At 69.7% G+C, this 16,869-nt stretch carries 11 protein-coding genes and 1 pseudogene; 7 read left to right on the forward strand and 5 right to left on the reverse strand.

Translation table 11 applies throughout. The features are described 5' to 3' along the window. On the reverse strand, positions 1–207 hold the full coding sequence (locus OG899_RS03090; RefSeq protein WP_189428099.1) for a DUF397 domain-containing protein: 207 nt from the start codon (positions 205–207) through the stop codon (positions 1–3). Next, a complete protein-coding gene (locus OG899_RS03095) occupies positions 204–1,058 on the reverse strand; it encodes a helix-turn-helix transcriptional regulator (protein ID WP_189428100.1) in 855 nt (284 codons plus the stop codon). The genes OG899_RS03090 and OG899_RS03095 overlap by 4 nt, the downstream gene beginning before the upstream one ends. Before the next feature lie 119 nt (positions 1,059–1,177). Between OG899_RS03095 and OG899_RS03100 the strand changes: the two genes are divergently transcribed. Continuing rightward, positions 1,178–1,621 carry an ATP-binding protein gene (locus OG899_RS03100; RefSeq protein WP_229814166.1) on the forward strand — a complete coding sequence of 148 codons (444 nt, stop codon included), beginning with the start codon at positions 1,178–1,180 and terminating at the stop codon, positions 1,619–1,621. 25 nt (positions 1,622–1,646) lie between these two features. Here OG899_RS03100 and OG899_RS03105 read toward each other — a convergent pair whose 3' ends face one another. Then, positions 1,647–3,452 carry an adenylyl cyclase gene (locus OG899_RS03105; protein ID WP_229814168.1) on the reverse strand — a complete coding sequence of 602 codons (1,806 nt, stop codon included), beginning with the start codon at positions 3,450–3,452 and terminating at the stop codon, positions 1,647–1,649. Positions 3,453–3,826: 374 nt separating this feature from the next. Between OG899_RS03105 and OG899_RS03110 the strand changes: the two genes are divergently transcribed. From OG899_RS03110 to OG899_RS03125, 4 genes are all read left to right on the forward strand, one after another. Continuing rightward, positions 3,827–5,446, forward strand: a complete 1,620-nt coding sequence (locus OG899_RS03110) for a serine/threonine-protein kinase (RefSeq protein WP_189428101.1) — start codon at positions 3,827–3,829, stop codon at positions 5,444–5,446. A 140-nt stretch (positions 5,447–5,586) separates the two neighbouring features. After that, entirely contained in the window at positions 5,587–7,710 is a 2,124-nt protein-coding gene (locus OG899_RS03115) for an AIPR family protein (protein ID WP_229814170.1), read from the forward strand. Positions 7,711–7,792: 82 nt separating this feature from the next. Continuing rightward, positions 7,793–9,940 carry a UvrD-helicase domain-containing protein gene (locus tag OG899_RS03120; RefSeq protein WP_189428103.1) on the forward strand — a complete coding sequence of 716 codons (2,148 nt, stop codon included), beginning with the start codon at positions 7,793–7,795 and terminating at the stop codon, positions 9,938–9,940. Between the two features lie 433 nt (positions 9,941–10,373). Then, positions 10,374–11,288: a YceI family protein gene (locus OG899_RS03125; RefSeq protein WP_125498447.1), complete on the forward strand. Its 915-nt coding sequence runs from the start codon at positions 10,374–10,376 to the stop codon at positions 11,286–11,288. A gap of 147 nt (positions 11,289–11,435) precedes the next feature. Here OG899_RS03125 and OG899_RS03130 read toward each other — a convergent pair whose 3' ends face one another. After that, a complete protein-coding gene (locus OG899_RS03130; RefSeq protein ID WP_125498448.1) occupies positions 11,436–11,768 on the reverse strand; it encodes a helix-turn-helix transcriptional regulator in 333 nt (110 codons plus the stop codon). 70 nt (positions 11,769–11,838) lie between these two features. Next, positions 11,839–12,255, reverse strand: a pseudogene (locus tag OG899_RS03135) (MFS transporter); the annotation flags it as partial. Positions 12,256–12,902: 647 nt separating this feature from the next. On the opposite strand from OG899_RS03135, the gene OG899_RS03140 reads away from it, so the two are divergent. Next, a complete protein-coding gene (locus OG899_RS03140; RefSeq protein WP_125498449.1) occupies positions 12,903–14,099 on the forward strand; it encodes a cytochrome P450 in 1,197 nt (398 codons plus the stop codon). A 660-nt stretch (positions 14,100–14,759) separates the two neighbouring features. Further along, positions 14,760–16,802, forward strand: coding sequence for an alkaline phosphatase family protein (locus OG899_RS03145; protein WP_406310897.1), 2,043 nt, complete (start codon positions 14,760–14,762; stop codon positions 16,800–16,802). Positions 16,803–16,869: the final 67 nt, after the last annotated feature.

The following is a 16,869-nucleotide window of genomic DNA, read 5'->3' on the forward strand; positions in this document are numbered from 1 at the left end:
TCAGCGTCCTGCGGCCATCCGCACGAAGCCGGTCCAGGCTGCGGGCCCGAAGGACAGCCTGGCTTCCGTGGGTCGCTTGGAATCACGGACCCATACGGCTCCGCCCGTCTCGGCGACCTCGATGCACTCGCCGCCCTCGCCGCTGCTGTAGCTGCTCTTGAACCAGGCCGACTCAGGGATGGTCGGCTCGCTCACGCTGTGGGTCATGTCTCTCCCAGGAGTCCTTCGACGAAGGTCAGCGACGCACACGGGGTCAGGGCCTGAGCCCTCAAAATGCCGTACTGTTCCTCAGCGTCCCGAACCCCCGCACGTTCGGTGTAGAGGCGACTGGTCCGTTGCACCTCCACATACGCCATCCTCCGCCCGTCCCGCTTCTCGATCAAGGTGAACGGTCCAGCCAATCCGCAATGCTCCGTCACGTCGGTAGGCATGATCTGGATCTCTACGTTCCTCCGCTGGCCGTGCAGCAGGATTGCTTCCAGCTGTCCCTTGAGCACCAGCCGGCCCCCGATCGGCCTCCGCAGCACCGACTCCTCGATGACGAAGCTCAGCGTGGGCAGTGGGCGCCGGGAGAAGATCTCCTGCCTCGCCAGCCGCGCGTTCACCCGCTGCTCCACCGTCTCCTCGTCGAGGAGCGGACGCCGCATCGTGAACACGGCCCTCGCGTAGTCCTCGGTCTGCAGCAGCCCTGGCACAGCCAGTGCTCCGTACACGTGAAGAGTGACCGCCTCGGCTTCCAGGCGTGCCATGTCGCGGAAGAAGGCCGGGTACTGCGCCCGCCCTACCTCATCCTTCAGCGCGATCAGCACACCCCCGGCGTTCAGCACCTCGTCCGCCCGCTCGATGAACCGAGGTTGCGGGATGCGTCTGCCCTGCTCGATGGAGGCCACCGTCTCCGCCGAGTACCCCATCCTCCTGCCGAACTCGGCGCGGTCCAGGCCTGCCCTGATCCGCAGCAGCTTCAACTGCCGTCCGAAGGCGACCACGACTCCGGTCCCCGGATCGTCGTCCGGTCGCCGCCTCGGCTGGTTCCCCACCTCGTCGTCCCGCACGGTCATCGCTCGCGCCTCTCCCCACGCGTACCGCTACGTACAGCGCGCACACGCCCGCGGACGAAGCCGCTGCGTCAGCGCGTCACCGCTGGTCACGGTACGCCACGAACCGCCACTGTGAGTGCATGACCGCAACTCCATCACCCCTGACGGTGCACCGGTTCGCGATGCGCTTCAGTTCCACTCCGCGCGGTGCCCGCCTCGCGCGGCACCTGTGCGCTCACCGGCTGGACGTGTGGGGTGTCCCGTACGGCACCGACGCGCACGAATCCGTCGTCCTCGTCGTCGCCGAGCTGTGCGCCAACGCCGTCCGCCACGGACGAGTGGCAGGGCGGGACTTCCATGTCCTGCTCACCCTTGCCCCGGCCGCCCGCACCGTCCGGATCGAGGTCACCGACACCCGCGGTGAACGCCTCCCCTGCCCGTCCGCCGCCGGCACCTCGGCGGGCGAGGTGCGCGACGGCGGGCGGGGTCTTCTGCTCGTCGAGGCCCTGGCCGACCGCTGGGGCTTCGGCCCCAGGGCCGACAGCGGGCCCGGCAAGACGGTATGGGCGGAGTGCGTGGTGTGAACGGCGGCGCCAGGTACGGCAGGCCTCAGACCATGGCCACGCCGTTCGCGTACGACTTCATGGTGTAGGTGCCGAAGCCGTTCGCGACAGGGTCGCCCGCGTTGTTGATGCAGTGCAGGATGCCGCCGCCGCCCGCGTCGTTGAGGCAGACGGTCATCAGCGAGGTGAAGACGACACCCGGGGTGTCGGGGACCTCGTAGGCGCGGTCGGTGTAGATGTTCGCGTGGAGGTTGAAGAAGGCGTAGCTGCCCAGGCCCCAGGCGTGGTGCTCGGTGACCTCGTCGGCGACCTTGTAGGCGGCGAAGCCGTTGGTGTCGCCGTGCCTCCAGGCCGACTGCGTCGGCACGTCGTAGGGGTGCTCGTTCTGGAAGAAGTAGGTGCGGCCCTGGTTGCCGTTCCAGAGCACCTCGTAGTTCTGGTGGTGCTCGACGAACAGGCCGTAGGCGGTGACCCGGTCGCCGTTGACGAGGAAGCCGGTGCCTGCGGGGTTGACGGACCAGCCGACCGTGCCGTCGAGGCCGTGGTCGGCGCGCCAGGCCCACACGTGGTCGGCGATCACGTCGTTGCTGTCGATCTGGATGCTGACGTCGGTGCCGCCGGGCAGGGCGCCGCCGATGCGCGGGAAGATGTCGAAGAGCACCGTGGGCCGCTCCGCGTGGCTGGTGCCGGTCCTGCCGTCGCCGACCCGCAGCAGGACGGGAGAGTGGGCGGAGGCTGCTTCGAGGATCACACCGGCCACGGTGACGTCGTCGATGTCGTCGACCTCGATCAGGGAGGTGCCCTGCACGGCCTGGAGGGTGGCCAGGCCGAGGCCGAGCACGACGGTGCCGGGCCGGGACACCCGCAGCGGTTCGGACAGCGGGTAGATGCCCGGGGTGAGGAGGAGGTGCTTGCCGTCGGCGAGCGCGGCGTTGAGGGTCGCGGCGGAGTCGCCCGGCTGCGCCACGTGGAACTCGGTCAGCGGGATGCTCTGCCCGGCGGCCGGTCCGCCGGCCCAGGTGGTGCCGGTGGTGTCGCGGCGCAGTGCGGGCACGAACACCTGGTAGGCGCCTTGGCCGTCGACGGTCAGGAACGGCTTCTCCCGGATGACGGGGGTGCAATCGACGGCCGTGTAGGGCGGGTTCGGGAAGGACGTGGCGGGGGCGCCCTGGACGCCGACGAAGACCATGTTCCAGTTGGAGCCGGCCCAGCGGCCGATGGTGTCGTTGCGGGAGATCCACTGCTGCTGCGAGCCGGAGTCGATCTGGCCGTCCACCACGCTGTCGGCCAGGTAGCCGCCGCTCGACCAGCCGTTGCCGGGCGGGCTCGGCATGAGGATCATGTCGCCCTTCACATGGACGCGGCGCATCGGTCCGGCCTGGGCGACGGCCCAGCGCTCCAGCCCGTCCGGCGGCACGATGGTCAGGTTCTCGGCGGCCCGCCAGAAGTTCTGGGTGGCGTTGCCGTCGAACCACTGAGCGTCGACGGTCACATGACCGTGGATGACGACGTCCTCGGGGCTCGCGCCGAGTCCGAGCACATGGGTGTAGAAGCCGACGTTGACGTCGACGTTGTACGTGCCGGGCCGGAACGCCAGGGCGTAGCGCTCGGTGCCGAACTGGTTGGACTGCTGGACGGCGAACACGTCGTCGATCTGCTTCTGGATCGCCGCGTCGCCCATGGACGGGTCGAAGACCAGGACGTTGGGTCCCAGGTCGGCCGCGCCGAGCGCTGCGGTGCCACGGCTGGTGTGGGGCGACGCGACGGCGGAGCCTGCGGTGGCACCGACCAGCGACGCCACAGCGGCAGCGGCCGCCGCCCCGCGGAGCAGGGCACGACGAGAGGGGTTCACGGACACGGCTCTCCCTGAGCATGGTGGGGCATACAGGACCGCGGCTGGTCCTCAACCGCGGGAGAGCGCTCTCGGCCGAGGAGTGAATCATTGTCAGTCTGCAAGCGTCAATAGGTCTGGACCATTACCGGATCATTCACAGGTTCGGCTGTTGCGGGCCAGGGGGTCCTTCTGGTGATCACCTGTATCAGCCGACCTGCGCGCTCGGCGGCGCAGGCGGTCAGGGCGAAGGCCTTGCCAGGTGTCCCGTGGCGGTCGTTGCTGCCCTGCCCTGCCTTGCTGGACGCGGGAATCCGGCACCCGCGAAACTGATTCCCGGTACAACGAAAGACCAGGACCACTTCGGTCATGTGACGGGCGGGGCGGGGAAGCAGGTGCCGGACGTTCGACGGATCGCGGGACGCTACGAGCTGCTGGAGCAGGTGAACCACGGCGGCATGGGAGAAGTGTGGCGGGGGTACGACGCCGTACTGGACCGGCCGGTGGCCGTGAAGCTGATCCGTCCGCAGGCCGTGACGTCCCCGGTCCTGGCGGAGGAGTTCGAGAAGCGGTTCCGGCGCGAGGCGCGGATCACCGCGCGCATCCAGCACCCGGGTGTGCCCCAGGTGTACGACGCGGTGCTGGACGAGTCGTACGAGCAGCTGTTCCTGGTGATGGAGCTGGTCGACGGCATGCCGCTGACCGCGTATGTGCACCCGGAGCGGCCCCTGCCGGTCGGCTGGGCGGTGGCGGTGGCGGCGCAGATCGCGACCGTGCTGTCGTACGCCCACGACGTGCCGGTCGTGCACCGTGATCTGAAGCCGAGCAACATCCTGGTCGCCCGGGACGGCACGGTGAAGGTGCTGGACTTCGGGATCGCGGCCATCCTGCGGACGGACGTGACGAAACTGACGGCGACCGGAAGTCCGATCGGCACCCACCAGTACATGGCCCCGGAACAGGTACGCGGCAGTCGTGTGACGCCCCGCACGGACCTGTACGCCCTCGGCTGCATTCTGCACGAACTGCTCTGCGGACAGCCGCTGTTCAGCGGCGACAGCGAGTTCCAGCTGATGATGCAGCACGTCAACGCCGCGCCTCCACCTCTGCGGCAGCTGCGTGCCGATGTGCCGGAGCAGCTGGAGGCACTCGTCCTGCATCTGCTGCGGAAGGCACCCGAGGCGCGTCCTGCGGACGTGCAGGAGGTGTACGAGCGGTTGCTGCCGTTTCTGCCGGGGCCCGGCGACGCGTCCGTGCCCGGGGCAGCGGGGCCCGCCGGAGCACCCGACCCCACGGGTGTCTTCCGCCGGCCCTACGCGCCGCGCTCACGCGCCGGTGCCACGGGCGGACGTCCCGCAACGGTTGCTCCTGCCCCCGCCGTGCCTGTCGCCCTCCCGGAGGCCGAGCGGGAGGAGCTGCGCGAACGGATCCGCGAGGTCCATGCGCACTATCGCGCGCTGATGGAGGAGGAACGGTACGCGCAGGCCGCGGAGGTGGCGGGCGAGATGGTCGAGCCCGCGGCGCGTGCCCTGGGATCGGACAACAAGGTGGTTCTGGGTCTGCGCATGCGCCGGGCGGTCAGCCGTCAGCTGGCCGGGGACCACAGGGCCGCGCTGCCCGAGTTCGAGGCGCTCGCGGACGCGTACGCGCGCGTCAACGGCCCGGGCAGCCAGGAGGCCCTGGACAGCCGGGCCCAGGCGGCCCGCTGCCGTGGCGAGCTGGGCCAGGTGACGGAGGCGCTCGCCGGGCTGCGCGGTGTTCTCGAGGTGGTGCGTGCGGTCGACGGCGATGTCAGCGAGAACGCCGTCGAATTGCGCCGCGACATCGGCATGCTGCTCCTGGCACAGGGGCGGTCCGTGGATGCGTTCGACGTCCTGGAACCGCTGCATGCGGATCTGTGCATGGTGTTCGGCCCGGACGACGAACTGGCGGCCGAGGTGGCCGAGACCCTGGCCATGATTCGGCTGGATCTCGACGGCACGCGACCTGATTCCACCGCTCCCCGGCACCAGTGAGGACAACACGCTCGCTGCTCGGAGAAATCGTGGAATGATCACGCAGGGTGGGGCGGCGTTGTTGCGCCCACATGCTGCACTGCGCAGGTGGAGGGGACAGGAGCATGAGCGCGAAAAGGGCCGGGGATGCGGTGCCGAGTGTGACCACGCAGGTCCGGCAGGTCAGCGGAGCGCTGACGAAGGTGTACGGCAATCTGCTGGAGACCGGGGATCTGGAGGGTCTGCCTCCCCACCAGCAGGAGCCTCGACTGCTGTCCCGGGCGCTCACCGCACAGGCGGTGCGGATCGTGACAGGGTTCAGTCCTCAGGATGCGGCTCGTACCGTCATCGACGGCCATGCCGACCAAGGGATCGACGCCATCGCCGTGGTGGACGGCCCCGACCCGCACATCTACCTGGTGCAGGCGAAGTGGAGCCCCGAGGGGAAAGCGGCGGCCGACCGCAAGGCGGTCCTGGAACTCTTCGCCGGTCTGCGTCTCATCGACGACGAGGACTTCGCGCCGTTCAACCCGCGAGGGCGTCAGCTGGCCGAGTACGCCAAGACCGTCATGGACCGAGGTCCCGTGCCGGTGACTCAGGTCATCGTGCTGATGCGACCGGAGGAGCCGGGGCCCGGTTTCATGGACGCCCTGGTCAACGGTGAGAAGGAGTTCAACCGCTACGGCGATGTCCTCGATCACCGGATCATTCTCGCGCCCGAGGTGTGGGCTTCCGTCCGGCAGGACCTCAACCCGAAACCGGTCGAGCTCACCACCACGCTGTTCCCTTGGTTCGCGATCAGTTCCCCGTACGAGTCCTACCAGGGTGTCGTGTCCGCCGAGGAAGTGGCCGAATGGGCCGCGAGCGGCTCTGACCTGTTCAATCTGAACATCCGCAACCCGCTCGGCCGGACCCCGATCAACAACGCGCTCATCGAGACGCTCACCGAGGAGCCGTCGTACTTCTGGTACTTCAACAACGGCATCACCGTGCTGTGCGACTCGGTCGAGAAGGCGCAGCAGAACAGGCGCGCCCCGCAGCACTATCCGCTGACGCTCACCCTGCACAACGCCAGCGTGGTGAACGGTGCCCAGACCGTTCGGTCCGTGGCCGAGGCGCTCGCGTCGGACGACGGGGCGGCGCAGGCTCAGATCGGCGTGCGCATCATCGTGACGGGTGCGGCCGAGGACTTCGCCAGGAAAACGACGCAGGCCACGAACCGTCAGAACAGCGTGGTCGCCCGCGATTTCATCGCACTCGACCCGGTCCAGGCGGCGATCGTCGAGGAGATGCGCGCCGAACTCGGACTGGAATACAGCGTGCGGCGCAGCGAGCTGGAGCCGCCCGAGGAGACCGGTTGTTCCGTGGTCGAGGCGGCCTGTGCGCTTGCCTGCGCCCACAACGACGTCCAGTACGCGGCGCGCATGGGCGTCACCCTCGATGTGCTGTGGGAGAGGGGTTCTCAGGGCATCTACGATGTCCTGTTCCGTCCCCAGCCCGGCGTGTACCTGCTGTGGAACGCGGTGCAGGTCCTGCGTGAGGTCCGCCGTTCCCTGTACAAGCTGCGCAGCCGCTACGAAGGGCGCGGCGCGGCTCTGACCGAGCACGGGGGCTATCTGATCACCCACCTTGTGTTCCGGCTGCTGGACACCGAGGCGATCGACGAGCCGGATCCCGACCTGAGGTGGTGCAAGGAGGCCACCCGGAAGACCGGCGACCTCGTCAAGCAGCTGCTGCCCGTCGTCGCCGCGTCGATCGACGAGCTGTTCACCGAGCGTTCCCAGATCCGCGCCGTGTGCGCGGACGTCACACGATGCCGCGAGCTGTCCGAGCATGTCCTCGGCATCATCAGGGACGGCAGATCCGCCAAGACCCAGGACAAGTACCGGCGTGCGCAGCTGCAACGCAAGCGTCGTCGCCCCAACGCGGTCACGGTACTCGTCGACAAGCAGGTCCTCGGCGACGGAGAGCCGCTCACCCTCAAGGCCGGCTACCCGCTGGAGGAGGAGGCGCTGCGGGACTGGCTGGCCGAGGACGAACGCCGTGCCCGGGCCACCTGGGTCAACCATCGCACCAAACCGCTTCTGTGGGCGGCCGATGGCCGTCAGTACTCGCCCTCGGGCCTGATCAGCCGCATGTGGGAGCTGGCGGAGTGGGAGAGGCGCCCTGTGGCGAACCAGGGGACGGCCCGGTGGGCGGTCGCCACCGGCGAGACCCTCGCGGAGCTGGCATGGCGTGTTCTCAACGAACTGGAGGAGTCCGCCGAGGAGGAACCCGTCAGCTGAGGCGCAGTACCCGATCGCGAGCTGCTCCGCAGAAGACACTCGACACACCTCGGCTCCACTCCGTCGGAAAAGGAACCACCTCATGCCGAAGCTGGCCTTCGACATCGGCTTCTTCACCGAGCTGCCCAAACTCCAGCCTCCGGTCAGGAAGGGCGTGCTAGACGCCTGGGACAAGTTCGACCGGCTCACGCTCGATCAGCTCTTCAAGGATCCGGGACTGAAGCTGGAGAGCCTGGAGAACGCGCGGGACAAGCAGATCCGGACCATCCGCGTCGACCGGTTCTGGCGCGGAGTGGTGCTCGCTCCGCCGTCCGGTGACACCTTCGTGCTGCTCCGGGTGATGCAGCACGACAAGGCCATCGCTTGGGCGAAGAAGCAGAAGTCCAGCGTCAACCAGGTGACGCGCACCGTCGAGATCCGGGACGCCGCCACCCTGGAGGAGATCACGCCGGCCTACGAAAGGGCGGCCGAGGCCTCGCCGAGGGAGCGGCTGTTCGCGAAGTTCTCCGACGGAGACCTCAAGGCGCTCGGCATCGACGACGAGACGCTGCGGCAGGCCCGGTCGCTCGTGGACAAGGAGCAACTCGAGGTCTTCGCGCCGCTGCTGCCGCAGGACCAGCGTGAGGTGCTGGAGTTCCTCGCGGAGGGCTACTCGGTCGAGGAGGTGTGGCAGGAGATCGTCGCGCCCGCCCTGCACTCCTCCCCGCAGCCGGTGGATCCGCAGGACTACGACACGGCGATCCAGCACTCCCGGGCGCGGATCGCCGTGGTCACCGCGTCGGAGGAGCTGCAGGACATCCTGGAGAAGCCGTTCGCGGCCTGGCGTATCTTCCTGCATCCCTCCCAGCGCAAGGTGGCCTACCGGCCGTCCTACGCGGGGCCGGCCCAGGTCACGGGAGGGCCGGGCACCGGAAAGACCGTCGTCGCGCTGCACCGGGTCAAGCACCTGCTGGGGTATCTGCGCGACGGGGACCGCATCCTGCTCACGACCTACACCAATGCACTCGTCGACGCTCTCCGGGCGGGCCTCGACATGCTGGTGGACGATCCCGATCTGCGTGCTCGGGTGGACATCTCGACGGTGGACGGCTTCGCCAGTCGCGTGATCTCCGAGATCCCGGGTGCAAAGGGTCTGCGGCCGCTGACACAGAGCGAGGAGGAGAGCCGCTGGGCGAAGGCGGCGCAGAGGACGGGTTTCACCGGCAGCCCGCAGTTCCTCGCACAGGAGTACCGGCACGTGGTCCTGGCGCAGGACATCAGGACGCAGGCCGAGTACGCGGCGGCGGAGCGGCGTGGTCGCGGCAGTCGGCTGTCCGCGAGCGAGCGGCCCCTGGTGTGGCGGACGGTGGAGCAGTTCACCGCCGATCTGGCCGCGGAGGGTGCCCGCACCTGGCTGCAGACGTGTGTGGAGGCGGCGCGTCTGCTGGAGGAGAAGGGGCCGCGGTACCGGCATGTCGTGGTGGACGAGGCGCAGGACCTGCACCCGGCGCAGTGGCGTCTGCTGCGCGCCGCCGTTCCCGCCCGCCCGGACGACCTTTTCATCGCCGGTGATCCGCATCAGCGGATCTACGACTCGAAGGTGTCGCTGAAGTCGCTCGGCATCAAGGTGACCGGGCGCTCGGTGAAACTGCGCAAGAACTACCGCAGCACGCAGGAGATACTGCGCTGGTCCACGGCACTGCTCCTCGGCCGTCCCATAGCCCAGCTGGAGGACGAGAACCGCAACGACACGCTTCTCGGCTATCGCTCGGCGCTGCGCGGGGAGGGACCCACGGTGCATGCCGCGGCGAACGAGGAAGCGGAGCTGGACGCTCTGGTGTCCCAGGTGCGGGCCTGGATGGACGCGGGTGTCGGCACCGGGGAGATCGGCGTGAGCGCCCGGTTCAACAAAACCTGCGCCAAGGCGGTGTCCCGGCTCACGGCGGCGGGCATCCCCGCTGCTCCGCTGCGATCCGCCGACGCCGCCGCGGACACGGCGGCGGTCCGGGTCGGCACGATGCACTCGTTCAAAGGTCTGGAGTTCCGCTGCGTCGCCGTCGTCGGCGTGAACGACGGCGCCCTGCCGTTCCCGAAGGCGGTGACATCGGCCGAGCTGGACGCGAAGCAGCACGAGACCGACATGATGGCCGAACGCTGCCTGCTCTTCGTCGCATGCACCCGGGCACGCGACAGCCTGTATGTCTCGTATGCGGGCAAGCCGAGCCCGTTTCTGGTGGAGGCGGGTGTGTGACAAGGGCCCTGTGAACCCGTCCGCGGCCTGACACACCTGGCCGTACACAGACCAGCTGGGTCCTACCCGGGGCTGCCGTCCCGGCTGCGAAAGGCCCAGCACGACACCCTCCCGTGTGGACGGCGTGACGGGAAGGAGAAAGGTGTGTGAACACCGCCGACTGCCCTGTGTCGCCGGAGCCCGGCATCGCGACGCAGTCCCGAGACCGCGTCGTGGCATGTGAGCACGGGCTTGCAGGGCGACCGAGCCGGTGTCCGGATACCACCGCATGCCGCATCCCGTGACGAGTGGCAGCCACACACTTGTTTTATGATCATCAAAAGTTGATCTCATCGCACTTGCAACCAGTGGCGGATGGGCCTCTGGCGATCGCCCGCGCCGACGACCGTGCGGGCCTCGCGGTACTGGTACGTGCACAAGAAGGGTGAAGAGCATGGCCCTAGGACTGCTCCGACGTCGACGTTCCCGCAGTTCATCCACTGCCGGCTCAGGCCTGGCGGTGCCGCTGCCGGCCGGCGCCGGCGCTTTCTCCTGCGAGGTCGTCGATCCCATGGGGCAGCCCATGGGCAGCGCCGAGATCACCGTGACCGCGCTGGCCAACCAGCGTGTCGTGGCCCGCGGCACCACCGACCCGTTCGGTCTGTTCACGGTGACGCTGCCGCCCGGCTCCTACAGCGTGCGGGCCTCGGCCGAGGGGCTGACGCCGACCCGCCAGAACGTCGACATCACGGCCGGGGTCGCCCTGCCGCCGACGCGTCTGTCGCTGCTGCCGGCCCGTCAGCTGGAGCTGCCCACGCCGGGTACCTGGTTGTTCGACCCGCCGCACACCGCGATCCGGTTCATCGCCAAGCACGTGGGCATGGCACACGTCCACGGCCGGTTCACCCGGTTCGACGGCGGCATCCGCATCGCACCGGACATGGCGGACTCGCAGGTGTCGGTGCGCATCGACGCCGCCAGCATCGACACGGGCAACAAGACCCGCGACAACCATCTGCGTTCCGCGGACTTCCTCGACGTCGAGCGCTACCCGTACATCGACTTCTCCAGCACCCGGTTCGTGTACCACGGCGGTCAGAAGTGGACGCTGCACGGGACGCTCACCATGCACGGCGTGAGCCGTTCCGTGGGTCTGGACACGACGTATCTCGGCACGGTCAACGGCGGCTACGGGGAGGAGCTGCGCTGCGCCGCGCTGGCGAAGACCGAGCTGCACCGTGAGGACTTCACCCTCAACTGGCGCTCCATGCTGGCCCGCGGCATCGCGGTGGTCGGACCGACCGTGCAGCTGGAGCTGGACGTGCAGGCGATGTACCGCACCCCGGAGACCCCCACGCCGCCGGAGTAGACGGCACGCGCAGAACGAACAGACGGCCCCGGACCTGTCCGGTGCGGACGGGTCCGGGGCCGTCGGCATGTCTCGTCACCGTGCCGAGCAGGGGTGTCCACGGGGCACGGAGGCCTGGGTTCCAGGAGCACCCGTGTCCGGGCGTCCTCAGACCGTGGAGAGGGTGCGCTCCGGGGCGGGCGCGGTGACCTGCACGGCGTCCAGCAGGCCCGGGAATCTGGCCTCCAGGTCCTCACGGCGCAGGGTGATCACCCGCGTCGTGCCGCGGACCTCGGTGTGCATGATGCCGGACTCGCGCAACACCTTGAGGTGGTGCGAGAGGGTCGACTTCGCGATGGGGTAGTCGAGCTGGCCGCAGACCCGTGGCCCCTGTTCGTGCATGACCCGGGCGATGTCACGGCGGATCGGGTCGCTCAGGGCGTGCAGCACCTTGTCCAGAGAGATCTCGTCCCGGTCCGGGTGGTAGAGCGCGGTGCGCATGCGCGACCTCCTCGTCGGTGTCGGTCCGTGCCCCGTTCCCCGGTGGGCGTGCCCGGGACATTGTCCATGGTCACAACGTTAGAACATGGTGAGGGTGCCCGGCGGCCGGACCTCCGCCGTCTCCCGGGCACCGGACCGTCGTGCGGTGTGCGCCACGGGCCGGCGACATGCCCGCGCACTGCGCGATGGACAGGCCCGCCGTGGCGAAGCCCATGGTCCGCACGATCTGCTCCGGCCGCACCAGGACCGGGATGGACGCCCAGATCTGCGGGGAGACGAACGCGGCGCTCACACCGGCCAGGAACCGGTACAGAATCATCGTCCACAGGCCCTGGGCGAAGCCGCGGAGCACGGTCGTCACGATGAATTCGCTCAGCCCGGCGAGCAGCACGCCGCGCCGGTCACGCCCGTCGGACAGCGGGCCGGCGACGAGCGTGAACAGCGCATAGCCGAGCGCGTAGGCACTGACCATCCAGCCCGAGGCCTCGGAGGAGAGCGTCGAAGGTGCGGGCCAGGGCCGGCAGCAGCGGCGCGACCAGGAAGGTGTCGGTGCCGATGACGAACATCGTGGCGAAGTCGAGGAGGGAGACGGTCCGCGCCGAGGGGGCGGGACGGTTCCCGGCCGACGGCGTGGCGGCTGTGGACGCCGGGCTGAGGCTGGTCACCGCGCATCACCACCCGGCTGCACACGGGCGGTCCGTCGGGAGCTCGTGCGGCCGGCTGTGTGCCGGTGGGCGTGGGGGCGCGGCGCCTGTTCCCGGGGCGACGCGTACGGGGGGTGAGGGCTCATCGGCCGGCTCCTGACTCGGTGGACCGCCTTTACTCATTGTTCGTGAAACATCGAATGAAGGCGCTCGGCATGCTGGCAGCGGGCAGCTGACGGTGCACCAGTTCCATGGAAGAAGCCGCATCGTGCGACAGGGACTCCACGAGTCGATCGGTGTCCGCCGCCCCGCCGTCGGTGTCCGGATCCGGACGGCACCATCGACGTGGTGCGGGCACGGACCGCAGGCCGGCGGCCCGTGAAGGAGCGCACGCCGGTCCGTACCGGCCACGAGGTTCGGCCGAATGCTTTCTTCGTCCGGCCTCCTCCCGCTGCTAGCGTCGAGCTGGTCGGGAGACGAGGAGCAGGCGATGGCGGCAGCCGAAGTGATCGATCTGGTTGCGTTGGGCGAGGACTTCGTCCGCAATCCCTACCCGGTGTACGCCGCGCTGCGCGAGCGCGGTCCCGTGCACAAGGTGCGGATCCCGGAGGGCACGGAGGCCTGGCTCGTCGTCGGGTACGAGGCCGGGCGGGCCATGCTGACCGACCCGAGGCTGTCGAAGCAGTGGAAGAACGCCTCGGAGACCATGCCCATCTCCAGTCCGGCCGCGGGGCCGCACATGCTCAACACCGACCCGCCGGACCACGGGCGGCTGCGGAAGCTGGTGGCCCGTGAGTTCACGGCGCGCCGGGTCGAGCAGCTCGGGCCCCGGGTGCAGGAGATCACCGACGAGCTGCTGGACGCCATGGCGGCCCTGCCGGAACCGCGGACGGATCTCGTCGACGCGTTCTCGTTCCCGTTGCCGATCTCGGTGATCTGCGAGCTGCTCGGCGTGCCGATGCTGGATCGTGCCGCCTTCCGGGCCTGGACGGCCACCATCCTCACCGATCCCGATCCGCAGGCGCGGTACGCGGCGACGGAGAAGACGGCCGCCTATCTGTCCGATCTGCTGGAGGACAAACGGCACTCCCCCGGCCCGGACCTGATGAGCGCGCTGATCCGCACCAGTGACGAGGACGGCGACCGGCTGTCCCCGGACGAACTGCGCGGCACCGCCTGGCTGCTGCTGGTCGCGGGGCACGAGACCACGGTCAATCTGATCTCCAACGGGGTGCTGGCCCTGCTGACGCACCCCGACCAGCTCGCCGCGCTGCGTGCGGACATGAGCCTCATCGACAACGCGGTGGAGGAGATGCTGCGGTGGGACGGACCGGTGGAGACGCCGACGTTCCGGTTCACCACGGAGCCGATCGAGATCGGTGACACGGTGATCCCCGGCGGGGGTGAGCTGGTGCTGGTCGCGCTGGCGGACGGCAACCACGATCCGGCGCGGTTCGACGACCCCGACCGTTTCGACATCCGGCGGGCCACCGGCGGCCACCTCGCCTTCGGCCACGGCATCCACTACTGCTTGGGCGCGCCGCTGGCCCGTCTGGAGGCACGGATCGCGATCCGCTCCCTGCTGGAGCGCTTCCCGGATCTCGCGCTCGACGCCCATCCGGCCGCGCTGACCTGGCGCACCGGCATGCTCATCCGAGGCCCGCACCGGCTGCCGGTGCGGTGGTAGCGACCGTCCGGGTCCGACGGCATCTCCGGTGCGTCCGGGGCCGACGACACCTCCGGTGCGTCCGGGGCCGGCCCTGCCTCCGGTGACCGCGTCGTCCGGTGCTTCGTCACCGGACGACGGATCCTGCCCGGCCCCGGGCGGGGGAAGACCTCGCGGCCTCGTCGTGCCCGGGCACACGCGCACGGCGGGAACGGCTTCGGCGCGGCGGCTCGGCTTGCGTCGACACCACGGCCGGTGGTGCGTCCGCGCCGGCCGTGCCGGGGTGTGGTGTCACCGGGTGCGGGGCGGGTGGGTGGTGGTGCGGCCGTGGACACCGCGGCCGCGGTGTCGCCGGGATGTCCCGGACCACTGGTCGGCGCACACGTTTCCGCTGGTGGTCACGCGCCGTTCACCCCTGCCGTTCTTACTGGTTCGCGGCATGCGCCGTGGGTGTCCTGTCCTTCCTCGAAGGCGGCGTCCGTGGTGTATGTCCGCTCGTCGCGGGCGCGGCCCGCCGGCCGGCCGCGTCCGGTGGCCGGCGCATCGGCTGCGTCGTGGCCGGTCGTCGCACGGTCATGCGGTGGGGGCGGTCCTCGCCGACGTGTGCACCCGCCGTCGTCGCCCGGCCGCGTCCCCGCTCCGACGAGTCATCACCCACCTGTCGCACAGAGAGGTACAGCGATGACGTCCACCGACACCGACACCCCGTCCGCCGAGGCCCCGCGCACGGAACGCGGCGTCACCCGGCGAAGAGCGCTGCGGACCGCCGCGGGCGCCCTCGGCGCGCTGGCCGTGGGCTCCCTCGCCGAGGTGGGCGGAGCCGGCGAGGCGCAGGCCGCAGAGCAGGCGCTGCCCGAGGGGTATCGCGGGAACATGTCCGACCTGAAGCACGTGGTCGTCCTGATGCAGGAGAACCGCTCCTTCGACCACTATCTCGGCCAGCTGCCCGGCGCACGCGGCCACCACGACAAGCAGGTGCTCCGGTTCCAGGACGGCACCGACGTCTTCCAGCAGCGCGCCGCCGACGGCACCATCGTGACCCCCGCGGCGTCCACCGACACCTGGAGCGACGACCACAGCTTCTACGGCGCCAACGAGGGCCGCTGGAACACCTGGGTGAAGGACAAGGGCGAGAAGTGCATGTGGTACTACACACCCGATCACATGCCGTGGATGTACTCGCTCGCCGCCCAGTACACCGTGTGCGACATGAACTTCTGCTCGCTGCACGGGCCGACCATCCCGAACCGCTACTACCTGATGACCGGCACCGCGAACGGCGAGACCTCCAACGCCGGTCAGAACGACTACTCGCGGACCTGGCCGACCGTGCCCGAGCAGCTGGAGCAGGCCGGCATCAACTGGCGCGTGTACTGCGACAACAGCGGCAACGGCGTCGGCGGCAGCCTGCAGAGCGGCTTCATCGGCGAGTACGGCTGCAATGTCACCAACAGCTTCAAGGCGTTCGACCCGCGGATCGCGAGCGAGGAGGACCTCGCCCCGGGCACCGGCAGGATCTGGAAGGCCAACTCCTTCATCTACTCGGGCGCGACCACCCCGAACGACGACTCCGAGGAGAACCTCGACGCGGTGCTGCGGGACCTGATCGCGGCCTGCGCGCCGGGTGCCGAGCACCCGCTGCCGGAGGTGTCCTGGGTTGTCATGCCCGCGGCATGGAGTGAACACCCGAACTTCGACACCGTCCACGGCGAACGCTACATGGACAAGGTGCTCCGGATCCTGCAGAGCAACGAGGAGATCTGGAACCACACCCTGGTGATCATCACCTACGACGAGAACGACGGGAAGTTCGACCATGTGCTGCCGCCGCGCCCCGAGCCGGGCACACCCGGCGAGTTCTCCGGCAGCACGCCCCTCGGTTTCGGCCCGCGGGTGCCGATGCTGCTGGTGTCGCCGTGGACGCGCGGCGGCCATGTCGTGTCGGAGGTGTTCGACCACACCTCCATCGTGCGGTTCCTGGAGACCTGGGCCGCCTATCTCGGCAAGCCGTTCACCTGCCCGAACATCACCGACTGGCGCCGCTCCATCGCCGGTGACCTGACCAGCGCGCTCGACTTCGCCCACCCGCGTCCGGGCCGCGTGGAGATCGCCGACCCGGTCGACGGCACCCCGCCGACGTTCCCGCCGGGCGGGCTGACGCCGCGCGGGCTGTCGTTCCACCCGCACGCCACGCTCGTCGAGGACCGCACCGCCGGCACGGTGACCGCGTCGATGACGCTGACCGGCGGGCCGGAGGGCAAGGCGGTGAGCCTTCAGGTGTTCCCGGACAAGTACCGGGAGTTCTCCAACACCCCGTTCACCGTCTCCGCGTCCCGGCCGCGCCGGTACACCTGGGACACCACGGAGACCGACGGCAGGTACGCCTTCTCCATCTACGGGCCCGACGGTTTCCTGCGTTCCTTCGCCGGGCGGCTCACCCCGGCCGGCGAGACCGACACGGCGATCCCGGTCGTCGACGTCGACCTCGTCACCGGACGCCGCCCCACGGTGCGCTTCATCCTGCGCAACGCCGGCCGGCGGCCCGTCCACTACACCCTCACGGCGAACGACTACGCCGGCGGCACCCGCCGGTACACGGTGCCCGGCGGCACGTCGGCGGTCGTGGACTGGCCGACCGAGCACGGCTACTACGACGTGGTGCTCACCGACGGCTCCGGTGCCGGCTGGACGCAGCGGTACGCCGGGCGCGTGGCGACCGTCTGAGCCTCTCGGCGGGCCGGGGGCGGTCGCCGTCCCCGGCCCGCCGCCCTGTGCGGACCCGATACGGCGT

The organism is Streptomyces thermoviolaceus, assembly GCF_045209695.1.
Taxonomy (GTDB): domain Bacteria; phylum Actinomycetota; class Actinomycetes; order Streptomycetales; family Streptomycetaceae; genus Streptomyces; species Streptomyces thermoviolaceus.

Excerpts from the sequence above, each read along its gene's own strand:
- OG899_RS03090 (WP_189428099.1), bottom strand. The coding sequence starts at position 207 with ATGACCCACAGCGTGAGCGAGCCGACCATCCCTGAGTCGGCCTGGTTC.
- OG899_RS03095 (WP_189428100.1), bottom strand. The coding sequence starts at position 1,058 with ATGACCGTGCGGGACGACGAGGTGGGGAACCAGCCGAGGCGGCGACCG.
- OG899_RS03100 (WP_229814166.1), top strand. The coding sequence starts at position 1,178 with ATGACCGCAACTCCATCACCCCTGACGGTGCACCGGTTCGCGATGCGC.
- OG899_RS03120 (WP_189428103.1), top strand. The coding sequence starts at position 7,793 with ATGCCGAAGCTGGCCTTCGACATCGGCTTCTTCACCGAGCTGCCCAAA.
- OG899_RS03125 (WP_125498447.1), top strand. The coding sequence starts at position 10,374 with ATGGCCCTAGGACTGCTCCGACGTCGACGTTCCCGCAGTTCATCCACT.
- OG899_RS03130 (WP_125498448.1), bottom strand. The coding sequence starts at position 11,768 with ATGCGCACCGCGCTCTACCACCCGGACCGGGACGAGATCTCTCTGGAC.
- OG899_RS03140 (WP_125498449.1), top strand. The coding sequence starts at position 12,903 with ATGGCGGCAGCCGAAGTGATCGATCTGGTTGCGTTGGGCGAGGACTTC.
- OG899_RS03145 (WP_406310897.1), top strand. The coding sequence starts at position 14,760 with ATGACGTCCACCGACACCGACACCCCGTCCGCCGAGGCCCCGCGCACG.